Here is a 16,505-nt window from a genome sequence, read left to right on the forward strand (position 1 = left end):
TATGAAAATCTTTAAACCTTTTGCATTGCTAAGTCTGCTCTTCCTGTGGATGAGTTCCTGTACAGGGGATTTTGAAGAGACCAATACCCACCCCAATAACCTGGAGAGTATTACTGCCGGAAGTGTCCTGAACCCGGTATTGTATGAACTGGCCAGCCGGAATGGTGTACAGATGCGTAGTGTAGGTGCTCCCTTGACACAAATGTTCTGGGTAACGGACGATTATATCAATTCTCCCTTTTTGTACGATTTCGACGTTAACATAGGAGGAACCACCTGGCGGGACTACTATCGATGGCTGAATAATATCAAGGAAATGGAAACCGCTGCCATTCGCGATGAGATGCACAACTATGAAGCCATTGCTCTTACCCTGAAAGCGTATGCTTTTTCCATGCTTACCGATTGCTTTGGTGATGTACCCATGGAAGGGGCCTTACAGGCAGAAGAAGGTATATGGTATGCGGAATTTACTCCCCAGGAAAGGATATACGAAATCATACTGGATGATTTGGAAAGGGCCAATACACTCTACACACCGGATGAAGGGATGATCTATGTAAGCGATATCCTGTTTAATAATAATGTGGATAAATGGCGCAGGTTTACAAACTCATTGCACCTGAGGCTTTTGCTCAGGATCTCCGGTCGCGCGGAAACGGACGCTTTCACAAAAATGACTGCCATGATCAACAACCCGGCACAATACCCGGTATTTGAGAGCAATGAAGAGGGCGCTGTGCTGCATATAGAAGGTATCCCCCCGTTATTGTCACCCTGGGACCGTCCGCAGGATTTCGGTACGTTCCGGTATTATAGCGATTTCTTTATTGATAATCTCAATAATTTTAAAGATCCCCGTTTACCTCTCTATGCTTCCGAGGCCAAAAACCAGAATACCGGCAATATAGGGTTTATAGGACAACCGGTGGACTTTGAGTCGCCCCTGCCTGATAGTATAGCCACACCTTCCGGGGTGCGTAATGCCCTGGCTACCGAACCGCTGATCATTCCCTTTATGAGTTACGCGGAAGTAGAATTTATCAAGGCCGAACTGGCACAACGCGGGTATATATCCGGTGCTGAAGAGCATTATAAAAAAGGGGTGACTGCCGCCATAGAAATGTGGGGACTGGAGATGCCCGTAGAGCGCAACCAGGCAGGGGAGATTACCAGCACCGATGCTTATTTTGATAATGAACATACCAAATATGACGGTACCCTGGAGATTATTATGCTGCAAAAATACTATGCGCTGTTTTTTACAGACTACCAGGCATGGTTTGAACACCGCAGGACGGGGCTGCCCGTGCTGGGGGTGAACTCCCAGATGAGGAACGGCGGAGAAATGCCGTCCCGTTTGTATTACCCGCTGAATGAAATAGACAGGAACAACGAGAACTATAAAAAAGCAGTGGAACGAATGGGCGGTGATAAGATCAATGTGAAAGTTTGGTGGGATGTGGATTAAAGTATGAAGTTAGAAATAAGAGGTACGAAGTAAATGAGTTGATGAAATCATGTGCTAATTCGATAATGAGTTAAAGAATGAGATTTAAAAGATAACTTTCTCCCCTAAGGGGGACTACCGGAGACAGAGGGTGATCGCCCCTAAAAGCACTAATCACCAAACTACTGACAATAAAACATAAACAACATATCACAACCATGCAAAACAGAAGAGATTTTCTTAAAAAAGTGGGACTCGCCACAGGAGGGATTTCTGCTCTTGGTCTTTTTCCCGCGGGGGCATATGGCAACTTGCCGGACCTCGATCTTTACAGGCCGGTAAAGGTAAAAGGCAGGGTAGCTTCCGGGAGCAAAGGCCTGGCCCGTGTAACGGTAACCGATGGTCTCAATGTCGTACAGACCGATTCAGGAGGATATTTTGAATTTACGAGTAATAACGGCAGAAACTTTATATACATCAGCCTGCCCTCCGGTTATGTCATAGACCGGCTGGAAAACGGTTCGGCCGATTATTTTAAACCACTTGTAAAGAATAAGGATAACCAGGAATTCCATTTTCAGCTCCGGAAATCGGAGGTTTCGGACGAAAATCACCATTTCCTTGTTCTGGCCGATACCCAGATACAAAACGAATATGAAGCAGAACAGTTACTCACCGTAGCTACCCCCGACCTGGTAAAGACCGTAAAGGACATTAATGATCCCAACCTGTTCGGCATAGGCTGTGGCGACCTTGTTTTTGACAACCTGTCGTTGTTCAAGGACTATAATGCCATGGTAAAACAGACGGATATCCCTTTCTTCCAGGTGATCGGTAATCACGATATGGACCTGGGAGGGCGAAGTGACGAAAGCACAACCGGTACTTTTAACAGTCATTTCGGGCCAACCTATTATTCGTTCAACCGTGGAGAAATTCACTATGTGGTGCTGGATGATGTGTTTTTCATAGGCAGGAACAAAAAATATATCGGTTATATCACCGAAGAACAACTGGCCTGGCTCGAAAAAGATCTGAGTTTTATAGAGCCCGGAACAACTGTGGTAGTATCGCTGCACATACCTACCTACACAGGTTCGGTAAAGCGTTACCCGGACCAGGATCACATAGGTGGTATAGTGAACAACAGAAAACACCTCTACAAGATCCTGGAGCCGTTTACGGCGCATATTATGTCCGGGCATACCCATTTCAACGATAATATGAAACTCGCCGATAACCTTTACGAACACTGTCACGGAACCGTATGCGGAGCCTGGTGGAGCGGACCGATATGCCATGACGGTACACCGAGCGGATACGGAGTATATCAGGTAAAAGGTTCCGGTCTGTCCTGGCACTATAAATCGACAGGGATGGAGAAAGATCATCAGTTCCGGGTATATAAGAAAGGAGAACATCCCGATCATCCGCAAAAATGCGCTGCCAATGTATGGAACTGGGATGAAGACTGGAAGGTGGTCTGGTATGAAGACGGAATGCGAAAGGGTGAACCGGAAAGGGTGGTGGCCAGAGACCCGCTTAGCATCAGACTTCACGAAGGGCCGGATTTGCCGGAAAGAAGAAAATGGGTGGAGCCCCAACTCAATGACCACATGTTTTTCTTTGAACCCGGTGCCTCGGCCTCGAATGTGGTCGTTGAGGTAACGGACCGGTTCGGAAATGTATTTAAAGAAACTGTAAGATAATAAACAAATCAAAAAAAAGATACATGAAACCTACTTATCTTATTTCCGCCTTTTTTGCCCTTTCATGCTTATCCTGTTCCGACCATGATATTACGGAAACGGAAGAAGCTCCCTTAAACGAGGTCTTTTCTGTCAGTGTACCTACTGATGATGTTACGTTTTCCCATACGGATGAAAGCAGTTTCGTCTCCGGACTGTCCTCTTACGGTTTTAAAACACCGGTACAGCTGAATCTCAACCGGACGGCAACCAAAAGCGGTTACAATTCTGTATATGGATTTAACATTCCCGCAGACCGCCAGGTAACAGGCTTTAAGTGGAACAGCGGAGACCAGCAGACCGAAGACTGGAGGCCGCAAGGCATTACCGGTTTTCAGTGGGGCGGGAGAAGATTCCTGTTGACCACCTGGTACGGGGTAGGGCCGTCGCAAATACCCGGTGTGGAGAACCAGCATAAAGGTGCCCGGGTGTCGCTGGTGGATATTACGGATATGAACAATATTACATACCGGCATATCCTATTGGTGCAGGATAAAAACAACCGGTTTTATAAAGAATCTGATAAATATACTCAGCTAGGTGAATTCGGTCCGGTGCGTATCCACGCCGGGGGAGTGGCTTACCACAACCAGAAGATCTATGTTGCTTCCAGTGGTCTGGGAATTCGTGTCTTCGATCTTAACAAGATCATCCAGGTGTCCGGCGATGCTTCAAAAAGCAGATTGGGCAAAGAGACGGATGGCACTCTCAGAGCCTTTAATTACGGATATGTTTTGCCGCAAACCGGGTTTTATGATATCGATGGTGCCTCTCCGTATTCCTGCATCGCACTGGGAGAAGGTACTTCTTCCGAAAGGCGCTTCTGGACAGGACAGTATATTACATCTTCGGATGGCAGGACTCCGAAGATTTTCGGTTTTCCGGTAAATTCGCAGGGCGAAATAACCCAAAGCCCTTTGCCTGAGGTTATAGAACCGAAGGATAACGTAACCGGAAATAACGGCCCGGTATTTAATATGCAAGGTGTATACAGAAAAGGGACAACCACTTTAATGGCGGTTACCGGTAAGGGTAAATACGAAGGATCTACCGCCAGGCTGGTGCGTTATCGCGATGGAGATACCTCAGGTGCACGATATCGCTGGCCCCATGGTGCAGAAGACCTTTATTATGAGCAAAGTACGGGTTACCTCTGGAACCTCACGGAATATGAAACATCAAAGTACGGCAGTGATAACCGGTGTGTTTTCGCTGTCCGGTATTCCGACTACGATTAATTTAATTTTTCTGTGTTTTTTGAATGGCCCCGTAGGTATTTTAATATGCTTTCGGGGCTTTTTTCCGGATGTTTAAAATTGCGGAAAGTCTCAGAAAGAAAATAACCCTGCCCTGAATTCCCACATCTTTACGATAAACAAAACGAGAAGGACCACGGTCACCACAAACTTCATAAAAGTCCCGGTAAGAAACCCCAGGAAAGAACCAAAGGCAGCTCTTAAAGCTGTTTTGCTGTCTGCCTTATTGAACAATTCCCCGATGAACGCCCCGAGAAAGGGACCGATAAGGATACCCAGGGGAATGGGAGCAATAATGCCCACGACCAGCCCTATGGTAGTTCCCCACATTCCGGCCTTGCTTCCCCCGAATTTTTTTGTTCCCATAGCAGGGATGAAATAATCCAGGACAGTGATCCCCACAGCTATCACCAGGGTAATGCCGAGAAACCACCAGCTGAGTGTTACGGCTTTGGTGAGGTGAAGCAGTAAAAGCCCTACCCAGCTTATGGGAGGACCGGGAAGCACGGGTAATACGCTGCCTGCGATACCTGTCAGCATACATATAAGGCCAAGAATAGTCAAAGTAAGGTCCATATGATTTCTTTTATAGGCTAATGTAATAAAAAAACGCTATTGTACGGATTTCCGGATCCTTCCATAAAATTTTTAACTAAAAAATTAGTTTAAACTAAAACTTTAGTTATATTTGTATTCATAAACTATAAAATTAGTTCAATAACATGTCAAAGATGAAGCAGTTAACCAAGGCCGAAGAAGAGGTCATGCAAATATTATGGGAATTGGAAAGGGCGAATGTTGCTGCCGTTATAGAAAAATACGAAGGTACCAAACCGGCTTATAATACGGTATCTACCATTATAAGGATATTGGAAAGCAAAGGGTTCGTAGGACATGAAAAAGAAGGAAAGGGGTACATCTACTTTCCGCTGCTGAAAAAATCGGAATACAGTAATCAGTCCATCAATAAGCTGGTGAACAATTATTTTCAGGGTTCTTTTAAAAGCATGGTTTCCTTTTTTATGAAAAAGAATGACATCAGCATGGAAGAACTCGAAGAGATATTAAAGGAAGTTAACGATAAAGAGTCGGAAAAATGATACATTATTTACTACAGACCATTGCGTTTCAATTATTTTTTCTGATCGTATACGATCTGTTCCTGAAAAAAGAGACATTTTTCAACTGGAACCGGTTATACTTAGGGGTTACACCATTGCTGTCCTGTATTATCCCCCTCATTAAAATAGAGAGACTGGGAAAAGTAATGCCCCGGGAGTATGTCGTAATGCTTCCGGAGGTCATCGTAGGCCCGGGAGCAGATCAGCCCCGGGAGGTTGAAGTAGCGGCCACTGTCCCTCTCTGGCAGTGGGTAATGTTTGCCGGGATCGTGTTGAGCCTGGTATTGTTTATCGTGAAAATTACCAGGGTTTACCGGTTGCGGCATAAAGGAAAAATTATAAGAAAACAGACCCATGAAGAGGTAGTGCTCCCGGACAGTAATACGGCGTTTTCCTTTTTCAGTAGTATTTATCTCGGAGATAAGGTATATCGTAAAGATCATAAACATATCATAGCCCATGAGTTGGTGCATATCCGGGAAAAACATACCGTAGACCTTTTGTTCTTTGAATTACTGCGTGTCCTGTTCTGGTTTAACCCGCTGGTGTATATTTTTCAGGGCCGTATGGCCGAACTGCATGAGTTTATCGCCGATGCCAAAACTGCAGGTCCGGATAAAAAGGAAAGCTACCGGTTGCTTTTACAGGAGGTCTTTAAGACAGAAAAAATATCATTCATCAATCCATTTTTTAAATCATCATTAATCAAAAAACGAATAGTTATGTTACAAAAAGCAAAATCGAGAAAAATCTGGCAGTTCAAATATCTCGTAATGGTCCCCCTGGTGCTCGGTATGCTGGTGTACAGCTCTTGTGAAAATGAAGAAACTGTAATCTCCGAAGACGGATCTTCTATTTCTTCGCAAGTAGAGCAATTAAAAGCGACAATTGCAAAAAAAGAAAATATCACCGAACAAGAAAAAGAGGAAATTTTAATGTTGAATGAAGTTGTAATTGTAGCTTTGGGTGAAGGAAAAGCTATGGAAAATGGAGAACTTAAATCTCGGGAATTTCAACATTCTTCATCTAAACCTAAAGAATATATTCCTTTTGCTTCAGTAGAAGAAGTTCCTGTATTTCCCGGTTGTGAGAGTTCTGCCGATCCCAGGGCGTGTTTCCAGGAAAGTATACAAAAACACATCCGGAAGTATTTCCGGTATCCGGAAGAAGCCCAGGCCCAGGGTATCCAGGGAAGGGTCGCTATACTATTTACCATAGATAAAGAAGGGAACATAGTGAATATCAGGAAAAGAGGCCCTTCACCTATACTGGAACAGGAAGCGGTGCGGATCATAGAGAAACTTCCGAAAATGACTCCCGGAAAACACAGGGGTGAGGCCGTTAATGTTCCGTTCTCCATCCCGATAACCTTCAGGTTGCAGTCAGATTCCGTTGAAGATAAGAGGTACTCCGCTGTTGGTAAAAGCCCGGATAATGGTAAGGTTTTGGCTTCCGGTGATATGGCGAAAGGTGACGGGTATGTCTACGGGACCGTGGTAAACAGTTCCATGAATCTTCCCGGGGTCAATGTAGCTGTCAAAGGTACCGGCAGGGGAACGATAACCGATTTTGACGGAAATTTTAAAATCAAAGCGGCAAAAGGAGATGTTTTGCATATGAGTTACATCGGCCTGACCGATGTGGAGTTTGCCGTAAACGACCACAACCGTTATAAGGTAATGATGTAATGGTATAGATCCGGATAGTACAATAACATACATAAGACGGATAGTAAATTATGAGCATAAAGCGGCTTAAACAATTATTTTTGCTGATTTTAGGTTTTTTAGTTAGCACTTTAACGGCCGGGGCACAGTCCCCGGCCTTGCATGTGGCGGACAGCCTGTATGCCCTGGGCAATTACACCGGGGCTATAACCGTATACGCAAAAGAACCTTCGGCCAAAAGCAGCCTGCAGATCGCCCGGGCCTATAATGCCATTGGCAATTACGATAAAGCAGAACTGCAATATAAAAACCTGCTTGAAGAACACCCGGATATGCTGCTGGCACGGAACGAACTCGGAAAGTTATACCTCCGGACAAAGCAGTTTGAGAAAGCCAAAACAGAGTTTGGTGAACTCACGGAAAAAGACGCGGAAAACGCCGATAATTTTTATCAGCTGGGCAAAAGCTGTCAGGGGATAGTACCGGAAATGGAGAACGCCCTTCCGAATTTTAAAAAAGCATTCCGGAGAGATGAAACCCATTTGAAAAGCATCTATGAGATCGGGAAATATTATCTGAAACACAGGGAGAAAGATTCTGTTTTGAAATATGTGGATAAAGGACTGGAGTTCTATCCCAATTCCGTGGAGCTGATCAACCTGAAGGCACTTGTGCTTTTTAATCATGGCAATCACAGGGAAGCAGTCCCGTGGTTTGAACGTCTTACGGAACTCGGAGAAGAAAAAGCCTATATCTATGAAAGGCTGGGCGATTGCTATGTCCGTAAGATCGAATACGAAAAAGCCATAATGGCATACGAAAGTGCCCTGAAGCTGGACGGGGTAAACCCGAACCCGAAAACCTTGCTGTCGTTAAGTAAATCATATCTCAAACTAAAGGATTACACAAAAGCGGATGCTTTTGCCAAAGAGGCCATTGCGGTACAGCAGGTTACCTTCGAAGATGAATATGAAGTCCTGGCCAATATAGCGCTCGAACAGAAAGACGTGAAAACCGGACTGGGATATTTAAAACAAGCCTATGAAGAAGACCCCTCCAGTACCCACCTAAACTACAGGATATGCCTGGTAGCCGATAATTATTATGCCGATCCGGAAGTGAAACTTAAGTATTATGAAGACTTTCTCAATAAGATCGGTAATTCCGGTTCCGGTATGGATGGGATATACAGGGACTATGTTACAAAGCGGATATCTGCCATTAAAAAGGAAATACATATGAATGCCGATGGGGAATAACCGCGTGGATGCTCTTCAAAAAAGACAGAAACTACAATAAATTTGCCTGTTTTTCTCAAAAAGTCGTAATTTTCAGCATTCAACGGGTGTTTTATGCGAAGATCAGAAGGATTTTTCTTTTGTAAGTTTCAAACCGGGTTTAAAATCGCTGTGTTTCTGCGCATTTTGAGCGCGATAGTACTGTTTGCCGGAATGTTAGCCTGTAATAACAGGGGACAGAGAGAGAAACCTTCTACGGATAAGCTTGTGGAGGATGAGATCAGGAACATCAATTGGAATGAAGTAGACCAGTATCCTTTGTTTGGGACCTGTGACGAAACGGCGGCAAAAGTACAACAGAAAGCGTGTTTCGAAGAGACGTTTGTCCGTTACCTGTATGCGGGGATAGAGGACCAGCAGGTGGTTATGCACGGTAGTGTGGATGATACCATTTATGTGCGGTTTCTCATTTCCGGGACGGGGAAAATCTCTGTTGCCGAAATAGAACAAAAGGAAAAATGGGAAAAACACGTTCCCGCCCTGGACAGTATTGTAGAGACCAGTTTACAAAAAATGCCGCCACTACATCCCGCATTGAAACGGAATATTCCCGTAGCCACCAAATACCGGTTACCTGTAGTACTTCAGTCGGCGGCAGTTTCTTCCCCGGGACAGATGCATTAAAAAATTATAAGTAGTTCGCGGTTACAGGTTCCAAGTTGCAGGTTCCGCGTCAATCCTCTCATTTCCCAAGCCCCTTATCATATTCTCACACTCTCACATTCGCAGATATTGGTGCCGTGATGCGTTTACCCTGGCTTCTTCCCCTGGTACCTCATAAAACCCGTTCTATCTTCGTACCTTTGTCCGGGAAAGCCTTGTAACTTTTATATTTTGGCAGAAGAGAGAATAATATTGGGCATAGACCCGGGAACCACCATCATGGGGTTCGGGCTGATCCGGGTGACCGGAAAGCAGATGCGTTTTATGCAACTGAACGAATTGCAATTGCAGAAGTACCACGATCATTACCTTAAGCTCAAGCTTATTTTTGAACGTACGGTAGAACTGATAGATACGTACCATCCGGATGAAATAGCCATAGAGGCCCCTTTTTTCGGTAAAAACGTACAATCCATGCTCAAACTGGGCAGGGCACAGGGAGTGGCAATGGCGGCCGGGTTGTCCAGGGAGATTCCTATAACGGAATACTCTCCGAAAAAGATAAAAATGGCCATCACAGGAAACGGAAATGCCAGTAAAGAACAGGTGGCCGGCATGTTACAGAGCCTTCTGAAACTTAAGGAACTCCCCAAAAATCTCGATTCTACAGACGGGCTGGCAGCAGCAGTCTGCCATTTTTTTAATTCGGGAAAAACTCCCGGTGAAAAAACATACGGCAGTTGGAGTGCTTTCGTAAAACAGAACGAAGGGCGTATAAAAAAATAAGTACTTACCTCCTTTTACCGGAGAGATACCAAAAACAGGACAACAGAAGATCTTGGGAGCCATATATATTCACATACCGTTTTGCAAGCAAGCCTGCCATTATTGCGATTTTCACTTCTCCACTTCCATGGGAAAGAAGGCGGAGATGATCCTGGCATTACAAAAGGAGTTGCAACTCCGCAAAGGAGAATTCCGGGACGAAGTGGTGGAGACCATTTACTTTGGCGGAGGTACCCCTTCCTTGCTATCCGTAGATGAATTAACCCATATCATCCGGGCCGTATATACCCATTATAAAGTAGGTGAAAATCCCGAGATTACGATAGAGGCCAATCCGGATGACCTTTCCCGGGACAAGATCATCGGCCTGGGCAGTTCGCCGGTAAGCCGGCTCAGTATAGGCATACAGTCATTCTTTGACCGGGACCTGAAATGGATGAACCGGGCACATACCGGAGAGGAAGCCCGCAAATGCCTGTCCGTTGCAAGGGAATATTTCGATAACATTACCATAGATCTCATTTACGGTATACCGGGCATGGATCACAAACGCTGGAGGGAAAACCTGGATATGGTACTGGAGTATAACATTCCCCATATCTCCGCATATGCCCTGACCGTAGAACCAAAGACGGCACTGGATAAGTTTATCCGCAGCGGGAAAGCACCTGCCCCGGACGAAACACATGCAGGAGAACAGTTCACTATCCTTACTGATGTTCTCCGGCATAAGGGATTTGTGCACTATGAACTTTCCAATTTCGGGAAGGAAGGTTATTTTTCCAGGAATAATAGTTCTTATTGGCTGGGTAAAAAATATCTCGGGATAGGGCCGTCGGCACATAGTTATGACGGGAGGAACAGGAGCTGGAATGTAGCCAATAATGCCATCTACCTGAAATCCCTGAACAAGGGGGAATTACCGCAGGAAACAGAGGTACTTACGACAACAGACCGTTATAACGAGTATATTATGACCGGCCTCCGCACCATATGGGGAGTTTCACTCAAACGACTAGAAGAGGATTTCGGAACAGGGTATTACCGTTACCTGTTAAAAGAAACGAAAAAATACCTGGATAATGGTCTGCTGGATATCCGGGGAGAGGTATTGCGGACCACAGTCAAGGGTAAATTCCTGACCGACGGTATCGCTTCCGATCTTTTTTACGTAGACTAATTTCTTGCCCTTATGGGATGATTGTACATATATAGTGAGGTGAAGGTAAGTCACCCACCCTGTGGGGCACCTTGATCCGCCCTGTATCTTGGTTTCGTACCGCTTATATGAAGATGTTGAATGTCATCAATATGAAGGAGTTGTATATAGTAAGGAAATAGATTCACAATCGCAATTCCTGGAATTTTGTTTTTTGAACGGAAACCGGGTCTCCCGCGGTTTTCCTTTTGGAGTTAAGAATGAAAAGTGAGGGAAGCCAATCCGGGTTGAATTGTGTCATCAGCCTTTCACTTCTGTGAACGGAAGTTTTTCCTTTTTCATGGCATTTTCTATGATCTGTATTTCCAGGTCAATGATTTTTGCCTCCGCTTCGGCATTTATCTTGTCGGCATCATCCGACGGCATATGATAGTCCGGATGTCCGCCGGTATGAAAAAACAGTACGGGGACCTGCTTGGCATAAAATGAACCGTGATCGGAGCCTCCGCTTCCGGCATCGTCGGTAAAGAATTTTACCCCGGCCTGTACATCCTCAAAAACAGAAGGCCAGTCACTGCTGGTGCCGTACCCGCCAATACCTATACCGCGTTGGGGATCATAACGACCTATCATGTCCATATTCAACATAAAATGGATATTTTCCACAGGCAATACAGAATGTTCCACAAAATATTTGGATCCCAATAAACCAAGTTCTTCCGCAGAAAAAGCAATGAACAGGAAGTTATACGGTTCGGTCTCCCCGTTCCCGGAAAAGTAACGGGCCAGTTCCAGCAGGCCGGCCACGCCGGAGGCGTTGTCGTCTGCTCCGTTGTGAATATGCCCTTCGGGTTCCGGATGTTTGGAACTTCCTTGTTGTCCTGTGCCCAGGTGATCGTAATGTGCTCCGATAACAATGGTATAAGGAGCTCTGTTATCAAGAAGTCCGATAATATTGTTTGCTTTACGCAAACTGTCCTTAACCGTCACTTTCCTTACCCTGGCAATAAACGGCTGTTTATATTTCCGGGTACCCGCAGGCGATAGTCCGTATTTCCTGTATTGGCGTTCAATATATCTTGCTGCTTTTTTCAGCCCTTTACTACCGGTGCCCCTCCCTTTCATTTTGTCTGCGGCCAGTATGTTTATATGCTGTTGTATGATTGTGGCATCGGGCCGGACGGAAACATCCTGGGCGAGTACCTGGAAACCGCCGGTAAGGAAGAATAGAACAGGGCTGATCAGTGCTATGGTACGTGTGGTCATCGGGATAAAAATTTACGAAAGGCAAATCTATACGTTTTGCAGGTAAGCTACAAAAAAATAACCTCGAAACCCGAAACCCGGGGCTTCGGTACATCCCGAACGGAGTTCGGGACACTCAGCCGCCTTCGCTTTGGTTTATGACTGACTGAAACCTGTAACTTTAAACCATTATTCCTAAATTGCAGTATGCAAACGACAATACAACACCGGGGAGTTACATACCATACCGACCTGAACGAACCGATAGATATTTCCATTCCCTTACGGGCCTCGGAAGACAATCCTGTGGCATGGTACCTCGGGGCTCCCGAAATAAAGCCTGTACAATCCGGTGACTGGACAGGGAGTGTGGAACAGGGGGCATCTACCAACTTTAACAATGTGTTATTCAATCCGCATGCCCATGGCACCCATACGGAGTGTGCCGGGCATATTACCAGGGAATTTTACAGTGTTAACGATGTGCTGCAAAAGTTTTTTTTTATTGCGGAACTGATTTCCCTACAACCGGAAGCGGAGGACGAAGACAGGGTTATTTCGCGGGAGCAGATAGAGGATGTACTTTCCGGAAAAAATCCGGAAGCCGTCATTATCCGAACCCTGCCCAACGATAAAGGCAAGCTCACGCGGAAATATTCGCATACCAATCCGCCTTACCTCAAGGAGGAGGTGGCTATATACCTTCGGGAAACGGGAGTAAAACATCTTTTAACAGATCTTCCTTCCGTTGATAAAGAAAAGGATGGTGGTAAATTGCTGGTCCATAAGGCATTCTGGAATACCGATGACCGTACGAGACTGGATGCTACCATCACAGAATTTATTTTTGTGCCCGATTTTGTACCGGATGGAACATATTTGTTAAATTTACAGATAGCATCTTTTGAAAATGATGCTTCCCCGAGTAAACCGGTCCTCTATAAAATACGGTAATATGAAATGCCCGTAAGTAGGATTGTCATACCTCCCGATCCCGATAGTTGTCGGGATCATAGGGATATCGTATGAAAAACAATTGCGGAGCGTCCTGATGGACACCGGCGGGAAATAAACAATAAGTGAATTAAATGAAAATAAGCATATGAAACGGACAATACAGGCAGAAGAGTTATTCATGTTCATTCTGGGAGTGTACCTGTTCCGGCAGACCGGTTATTCCTGGTGGTGGTTTTTTGGGTTGTTTCTGGTACCTGATATCGGAATGACAGGATATTTGTGGGGTAGCAGGACAGGAGCGGTAACTTATAACCTTTTGCACCACAAAGGAATTGCCATAGGGTTATTTTTGCTGGGCGTCTTTTTACGGTCACAGCCCTTGCAGATGGCCGGGGCCATATGTTTTGCCCATTCCGGCTTTGACCGCATGCTGGGATACGGCCTGAAATACGGGAATTCTTTTAATAATACGCACCTGGATAGGAAAGGAGAAAAATTCAAATAGTTTATGAACGATATTTTTACCTTGCTGGTAGGCCTGGTATTGGGGGTTATTGCCACCTACTGGCTGTATACCTACCTCAAGAGAAGACAAAGCAGGCAACTCACGCAAAAACAGTCGGTAGTACTACTGGAAAAAATCCGGAGAGTATGTAAACTGACTACTGTAGAGGGGGATTTCGCAGAGATCTATCATTATGAGAATACCAGGCAACATCTTTTGAGCCTTATCTCCAGCAGAAAAAAGGCGCTGATCATTATCAATGCCAAAGTGCATATAGGTTTTGACCTCCGTAAGGTGAAGATGAGGGCCGATAACAACCGCAAGCATATAGTACTGACTGACTTTCCTCAGCCGCAGGTAATGTCCATAGAGCCCGATCTCAAGTATTACGATGTAAAGAACGGCCTGTTCAACAGGTTTGCTTCTACGGACCTTACCGAGCTCAACAAGGAAGCAAAACAGCATATTCTGGACAAGATACCGGAGAGCGGGCTTATGGAAACGGCCAGAAAGGAGGTTCTGGAAGCCGTTTTGCTCATAGAAACCATCGTACAGACCATAGGATGGAAGCTTGATTACTCCGCATTGGAAGTAACAGCAGGAGAAAAGGAAATGATCGAAGAGGAAACACGGAAGTCATTGAGAAGCGAAGATGCCTGACCGACCGTAAAACAAATGGCACCATACCCCGGGTAACAGCGGAAACACTAACATAACACCGACATATGACTATAGACAGATTGAGGAATTATTGTTTAAATAAGAAAGGAGCTACCGAAGATACTCCCTTCGGCGAAGATACCATAGTTTTTAAAGTAATGGGGAAAATGTTCGCCCTGACTTCCCTCGACAAATGGGAAGCGGGAGACCATTCGGTTAACCTGAAGTGCGATCCGGACCGGACCGAAGAACTGAGAGCGGAATACGAAAGCATACAGCCCGGGTACCACATGAATAAAAGACATTGGAATACGGTTGACCTGGGTAACGGTGAACTTTCCGAAGAACTAATCCGGGAGCTTATCGATATTTCCTATAACCTGGTGGTAAAGGGGCTTACCAAAAGACAACGCGAAAACCTCGATTCTCTCTGAAGATACCTGTGCAGGAGAAGAGGGAAAACCACAGGAATATTTCTCTGTATCTGTCGTTAAAAAAGGCAGGGAGTTAACGGAAAATCAATTAAGACTGTCATTCCGGACGGAGTTGTGGAATACACCGGGCTGGAAAATAAGTCTTTTTGGCTTCGCCCGGAATGACAGGAAGAAAGGGTTGACTTTTATGCGGTTGAGGTCTCGCTATACATTTCCTTCGGATTTATATAATTCCGTAAAATATTTGTAAAACAGGGGGATGGTTTCTATCCCCTTCAGGTAATTAAAAATACCGAAGTGCTCGTTGGGCGAATGTATGGCATCCGTATCCAGCCCGAAACCCATTAATATGGTTTTGCTGTGCAGCTTTTTTTCGAATAGGGATACGATGGGGATGCTCCCCCCACTTCGTTGCGGAATGGGAGTTATGCCGAAAGTATCGCTGTAGGCTTTGCTTGCAGCCTGGTAACCGATACTGTCAATGGGGGTTACATAAGCCTGTCCGCCATGATGGGGTTTTACGAGCACTTTTACCCCCTTCGGGGCAATATTCTCGAAATGTTTTTTAAACAATGCTGAGATCTCGGTCCAGTCCTGGTCCGGGACCAGTCGCATGGATATTTTGGCATAGGCTTTTGCAGGTATCACGGTTTTGGCCCCTTCACCGGTATATCCGCCCCATATTCCGTTAACGTCAAGTGTGGGACGGATGGAATTCCGTTCATTGGTCGAATATCCTTTTTCGCCGTAAACATCATCTATATCAAGGGCATTTTTATATTTTTCCAGGGAAAAAGGGGCTTTGGCCATTTCCGCCCGTTCCTCCGGCGAAATCTCCTCTACCTTATCGTAAAAACCGGGAATGGTAATGTGATTGTTTTCATCGTGGAGGGAGGCGATCATCTGTGCCAGGATATTGATAGGGTTGGCCACTGCACCGCCATATAAGCCCGAATGCAGGTCGCGATTAGGTCCTGTAATTTCCACTTCCACATAACTCAGCCCTCTTAAGCCGGTGGTAATGGAAGGCTGTTCGTTACTTATCATGCCCGTATCGGAAATGAGTATGACATCGTTTTTCAGCTTTTCCCGGTTGCGTTCGATAAACCAGCCCAGGCTTTCCGAACCTACTTCTTCCTCACCTTCTATCATGAACTTTACATTGCAGGGAAGCGCATGTTGGGTTACCATATATTCCAGGGCTTTTACATGCATGTACATCTGCCCCTTGTCATCACAGGCACCTCTTGCAAAAATGGCACCTTCCGGATGGATATTCGTCTTCCTGATCACCGGTTCGAACGGGCCGCTTTCCCAAAGCTCCACCGGGTCGGGCGGTTGCACATCATAATGGCCATAAACCAATACGGTGGGCAATTCCGGATCAATGGTTTTTTCCCCATAAACAATAGGGTAACCGGGGGTATCACAGATTTCTGCATGATCGCAACCGGCTTTTATAAGGCTTTCTTTTACGGCTTCGGCAGTATTAAGGACATCCTGGGAAAAGGCGGGATCGGCACTTACGGAGGGAATTCTGAGGAGCTCTGTAAGCTCTTCGATAAATCGTTCTTTATTTTTTTGAACGTATGATGAAATATCTTCCATGAAGCAGA

Annotated in this window: 16 protein-coding genes; 13 read left to right on the top strand and 3 right to left on the bottom strand. The window is 45.4% G+C overall.

The window, feature by feature from the left end; translation table 11 throughout:
• The first annotated feature begins 1 nt into the window (after position 1).
• The 3 genes from ED312_RS21075 to ED312_RS21085 all read left to right on the top strand — a co-directional run bounded on the left by ED312_RS21075 (position 2) and on the right by ED312_RS21085 (position 4,436).
• Entirely contained in the window at positions 2-1,471 is a 1,470-nt protein-coding gene (locus tag ED312_RS21075; RefSeq protein WP_123218002.1) for a SusD/RagB family nutrient-binding outer membrane lipoprotein, read from the top strand.
• Positions 1,472-1,668: 197 nt separating this feature from the next.
• On the top strand, positions 1,669-3,159 hold the full coding sequence (locus ED312_RS21080; protein WP_123218003.1) for a calcineurin-like phosphoesterase C-terminal domain-containing protein: 1,491 nt from the start codon (positions 1,669-1,671) through the stop codon (positions 3,157-3,159).
• Between the two features lie 23 nt (positions 3,160-3,182).
• Positions 3,183-4,436, top strand: coding sequence for a hypothetical protein (locus ED312_RS21085; RefSeq protein WP_123218004.1), 1,254 nt, complete (start codon positions 3,183-3,185; stop codon positions 4,434-4,436).
• Positions 4,437-4,526: 90 nt separating this feature from the next.
• On the opposite strand, the gene ED312_RS21090 is transcribed toward ED312_RS21085, so the two are convergent.
• Positions 4,527-5,030: a DUF456 domain-containing protein gene (locus ED312_RS21090; protein WP_123218005.1), complete on the bottom strand. Its 504-nt coding sequence runs from the start codon at positions 5,028-5,030 to the stop codon at positions 4,527-4,529.
• Positions 5,031-5,185: 155 nt separating this feature from the next.
• Here ED312_RS21090 and ED312_RS21095 point away from each other — a divergent pair, with 155 nt between their 5' ends.
• From ED312_RS21095 to hemW, 6 genes are all read left to right on the top strand, one after another.
• Positions 5,186-5,554, top strand: coding sequence for a BlaI/MecI/CopY family transcriptional regulator (locus tag ED312_RS21095; RefSeq protein ID WP_123218006.1), 369 nt, complete (start codon positions 5,186-5,188; stop codon positions 5,552-5,554).
• Positions 5,551-7,263, top strand: a complete 1,713-nt coding sequence (locus ED312_RS21100; protein WP_206363298.1) for a M56 family metallopeptidase — start codon at positions 5,551-5,553, stop codon at positions 7,261-7,263. The genes ED312_RS21095 and ED312_RS21100 overlap by 4 nt, the downstream gene beginning before the upstream one ends.
• Before the next feature lie 80 nt (positions 7,264-7,343).
• Entirely contained in the window at positions 7,344-8,501 is a 1,158-nt protein-coding gene (locus tag ED312_RS21105; RefSeq protein ID WP_170164585.1) for a tetratricopeptide repeat protein, read from the top strand.
• Between the two features lie 93 nt (positions 8,502-8,594).
• Positions 8,595-9,164 carry a hypothetical protein gene (locus ED312_RS21110; protein WP_123218008.1) on the top strand — a complete coding sequence of 190 codons (570 nt, stop codon included), beginning with the start codon at positions 8,595-8,597 and terminating at the stop codon, positions 9,162-9,164.
• Between the two features lie 210 nt (positions 9,165-9,374).
• Positions 9,375-9,929, top strand: a complete 555-nt coding sequence (gene ruvC / locus ED312_RS21115) for a crossover junction endodeoxyribonuclease RuvC (RefSeq protein WP_123218009.1) — start codon at positions 9,375-9,377, stop codon at positions 9,927-9,929.
• 52 nt (positions 9,930-9,981) lie between these two features.
• On the top strand, positions 9,982-11,109 hold the full coding sequence (gene hemW / locus ED312_RS21120) for a radical SAM family heme chaperone HemW (protein ID WP_123218010.1): 1,128 nt from the start codon (positions 9,982-9,984) through the stop codon (positions 11,107-11,109).
• A 279-nt stretch (positions 11,110-11,388) separates the two neighbouring features.
• Here hemW and ED312_RS21125 read toward each other — a convergent pair whose 3' ends face one another.
• Complete coding sequence (locus tag ED312_RS21125) at positions 11,389-12,354, bottom strand: M20/M25/M40 family metallo-hydrolase (protein ID WP_123218011.1); 966 nt, start codon at positions 12,352-12,354, stop codon at positions 11,389-11,391.
• Positions 12,355-12,540: 186 nt separating this feature from the next.
• On the opposite strand from ED312_RS21125, the gene ED312_RS21130 reads away from it, so the two are divergent.
• The 4 genes from ED312_RS21130 to ED312_RS21145 all read left to right on the top strand — a co-directional run bounded on the left by ED312_RS21130 (position 12,541) and on the right by ED312_RS21145 (position 14,889).
• Positions 12,541-13,287 (top strand): cyclase family protein, encoded by a 747-nt coding sequence (locus ED312_RS21130; RefSeq protein WP_123218012.1) that lies wholly within the window; start codon positions 12,541-12,543, stop codon positions 13,285-13,287.
• 148 nt (positions 13,288-13,435) lie between these two features.
• Entirely contained in the window at positions 13,436-13,795 is a 360-nt protein-coding gene (locus ED312_RS21135) for a DUF4260 domain-containing protein (RefSeq protein ID WP_123218013.1), read from the top strand.
• A gap of 3 nt (positions 13,796-13,798) precedes the next feature.
• Positions 13,799-14,455 (top strand): DUF4230 domain-containing protein, encoded by a 657-nt coding sequence (locus tag ED312_RS21140; protein ID WP_123218014.1) that lies wholly within the window; start codon positions 13,799-13,801, stop codon positions 14,453-14,455.
• Between the two features lie 65 nt (positions 14,456-14,520).
• Complete coding sequence (locus tag ED312_RS21145) at positions 14,521-14,889, top strand: MmcQ/YjbR family DNA-binding protein (RefSeq protein WP_123218015.1); 369 nt, start codon at positions 14,521-14,523, stop codon at positions 14,887-14,889.
• A 204-nt stretch (positions 14,890-15,093) separates the two neighbouring features.
• Here the strand turns inward: ED312_RS21145 and ED312_RS21150 are convergent, their stop codons facing one another.
• A complete protein-coding gene (locus ED312_RS21150; RefSeq protein WP_123218016.1) occupies positions 15,094-16,497 on the bottom strand; it encodes a dipeptidase in 1,404 nt (467 codons plus the stop codon).
• Between the last annotated feature and the right edge of the window lie 8 nt (positions 16,498-16,505).

It is taken from the genome of Sinomicrobium pectinilyticum, from assembly GCF_003725735.1.
In the GTDB taxonomy this organism is placed as follows: Bacteria; Bacteroidota; Bacteroidia; order Flavobacteriales; family Flavobacteriaceae; genus Sinomicrobium; species Sinomicrobium pectinilyticum.

Bases quoted from the DNA above. Each gene is read 5' to 3' on its own strand.
- ED312_RS21075 (WP_123218002.1), top strand. From the start codon at position 2: ATGAAAATCTTTAAACCTTTTGCATTGCTAAGTCTGCTCTTCCTGTGG.
- ED312_RS21080 (WP_123218003.1), top strand. From the start codon at position 1,669: ATGCAAAACAGAAGAGATTTTCTTAAAAAAGTGGGACTCGCCACAGGA.
- ED312_RS21085 (WP_123218004.1), top strand. From the start codon at position 3,183: ATGAAACCTACTTATCTTATTTCCGCCTTTTTTGCCCTTTCATGCTTA.
- ED312_RS21090 (WP_123218005.1), bottom strand. From the start codon at position 5,030: ATGGACCTTACTTTGACTATTCTTGGCCTTATATGTATGCTGACAGGT.
- ED312_RS21095 (WP_123218006.1), top strand. From the start codon at position 5,186: ATGAAGCAGTTAACCAAGGCCGAAGAAGAGGTCATGCAAATATTATGG.
- ED312_RS21100 (WP_206363298.1), top strand. From the start codon at position 5,551: ATGATACATTATTTACTACAGACCATTGCGTTTCAATTATTTTTTCTG.
- ED312_RS21110 (WP_123218008.1), top strand. From the start codon at position 8,595: ATGCGAAGATCAGAAGGATTTTTCTTTTGTAAGTTTCAAACCGGGTTT.
- ED312_RS21125 (WP_123218011.1), bottom strand. From the start codon at position 12,354: ATGACCACACGTACCATAGCACTGATCAGCCCTGTTCTATTCTTCCTT.
- ED312_RS21130 (WP_123218012.1), top strand. From the start codon at position 12,541: ATGCAAACGACAATACAACACCGGGGAGTTACATACCATACCGACCTG.
- ED312_RS21135 (WP_123218013.1), top strand. From the start codon at position 13,436: ATGAAACGGACAATACAGGCAGAAGAGTTATTCATGTTCATTCTGGGA.
- ED312_RS21140 (WP_123218014.1), top strand. From the start codon at position 13,799: ATGAACGATATTTTTACCTTGCTGGTAGGCCTGGTATTGGGGGTTATT.
- ED312_RS21145 (WP_123218015.1), top strand. From the start codon at position 14,521: ATGACTATAGACAGATTGAGGAATTATTGTTTAAATAAGAAAGGAGCT.
- ED312_RS21150 (WP_123218016.1), bottom strand. From the start codon at position 16,497: ATGGAAGATATTTCATCATACGTTCAAAAAAATAAAGAACGATTTATC.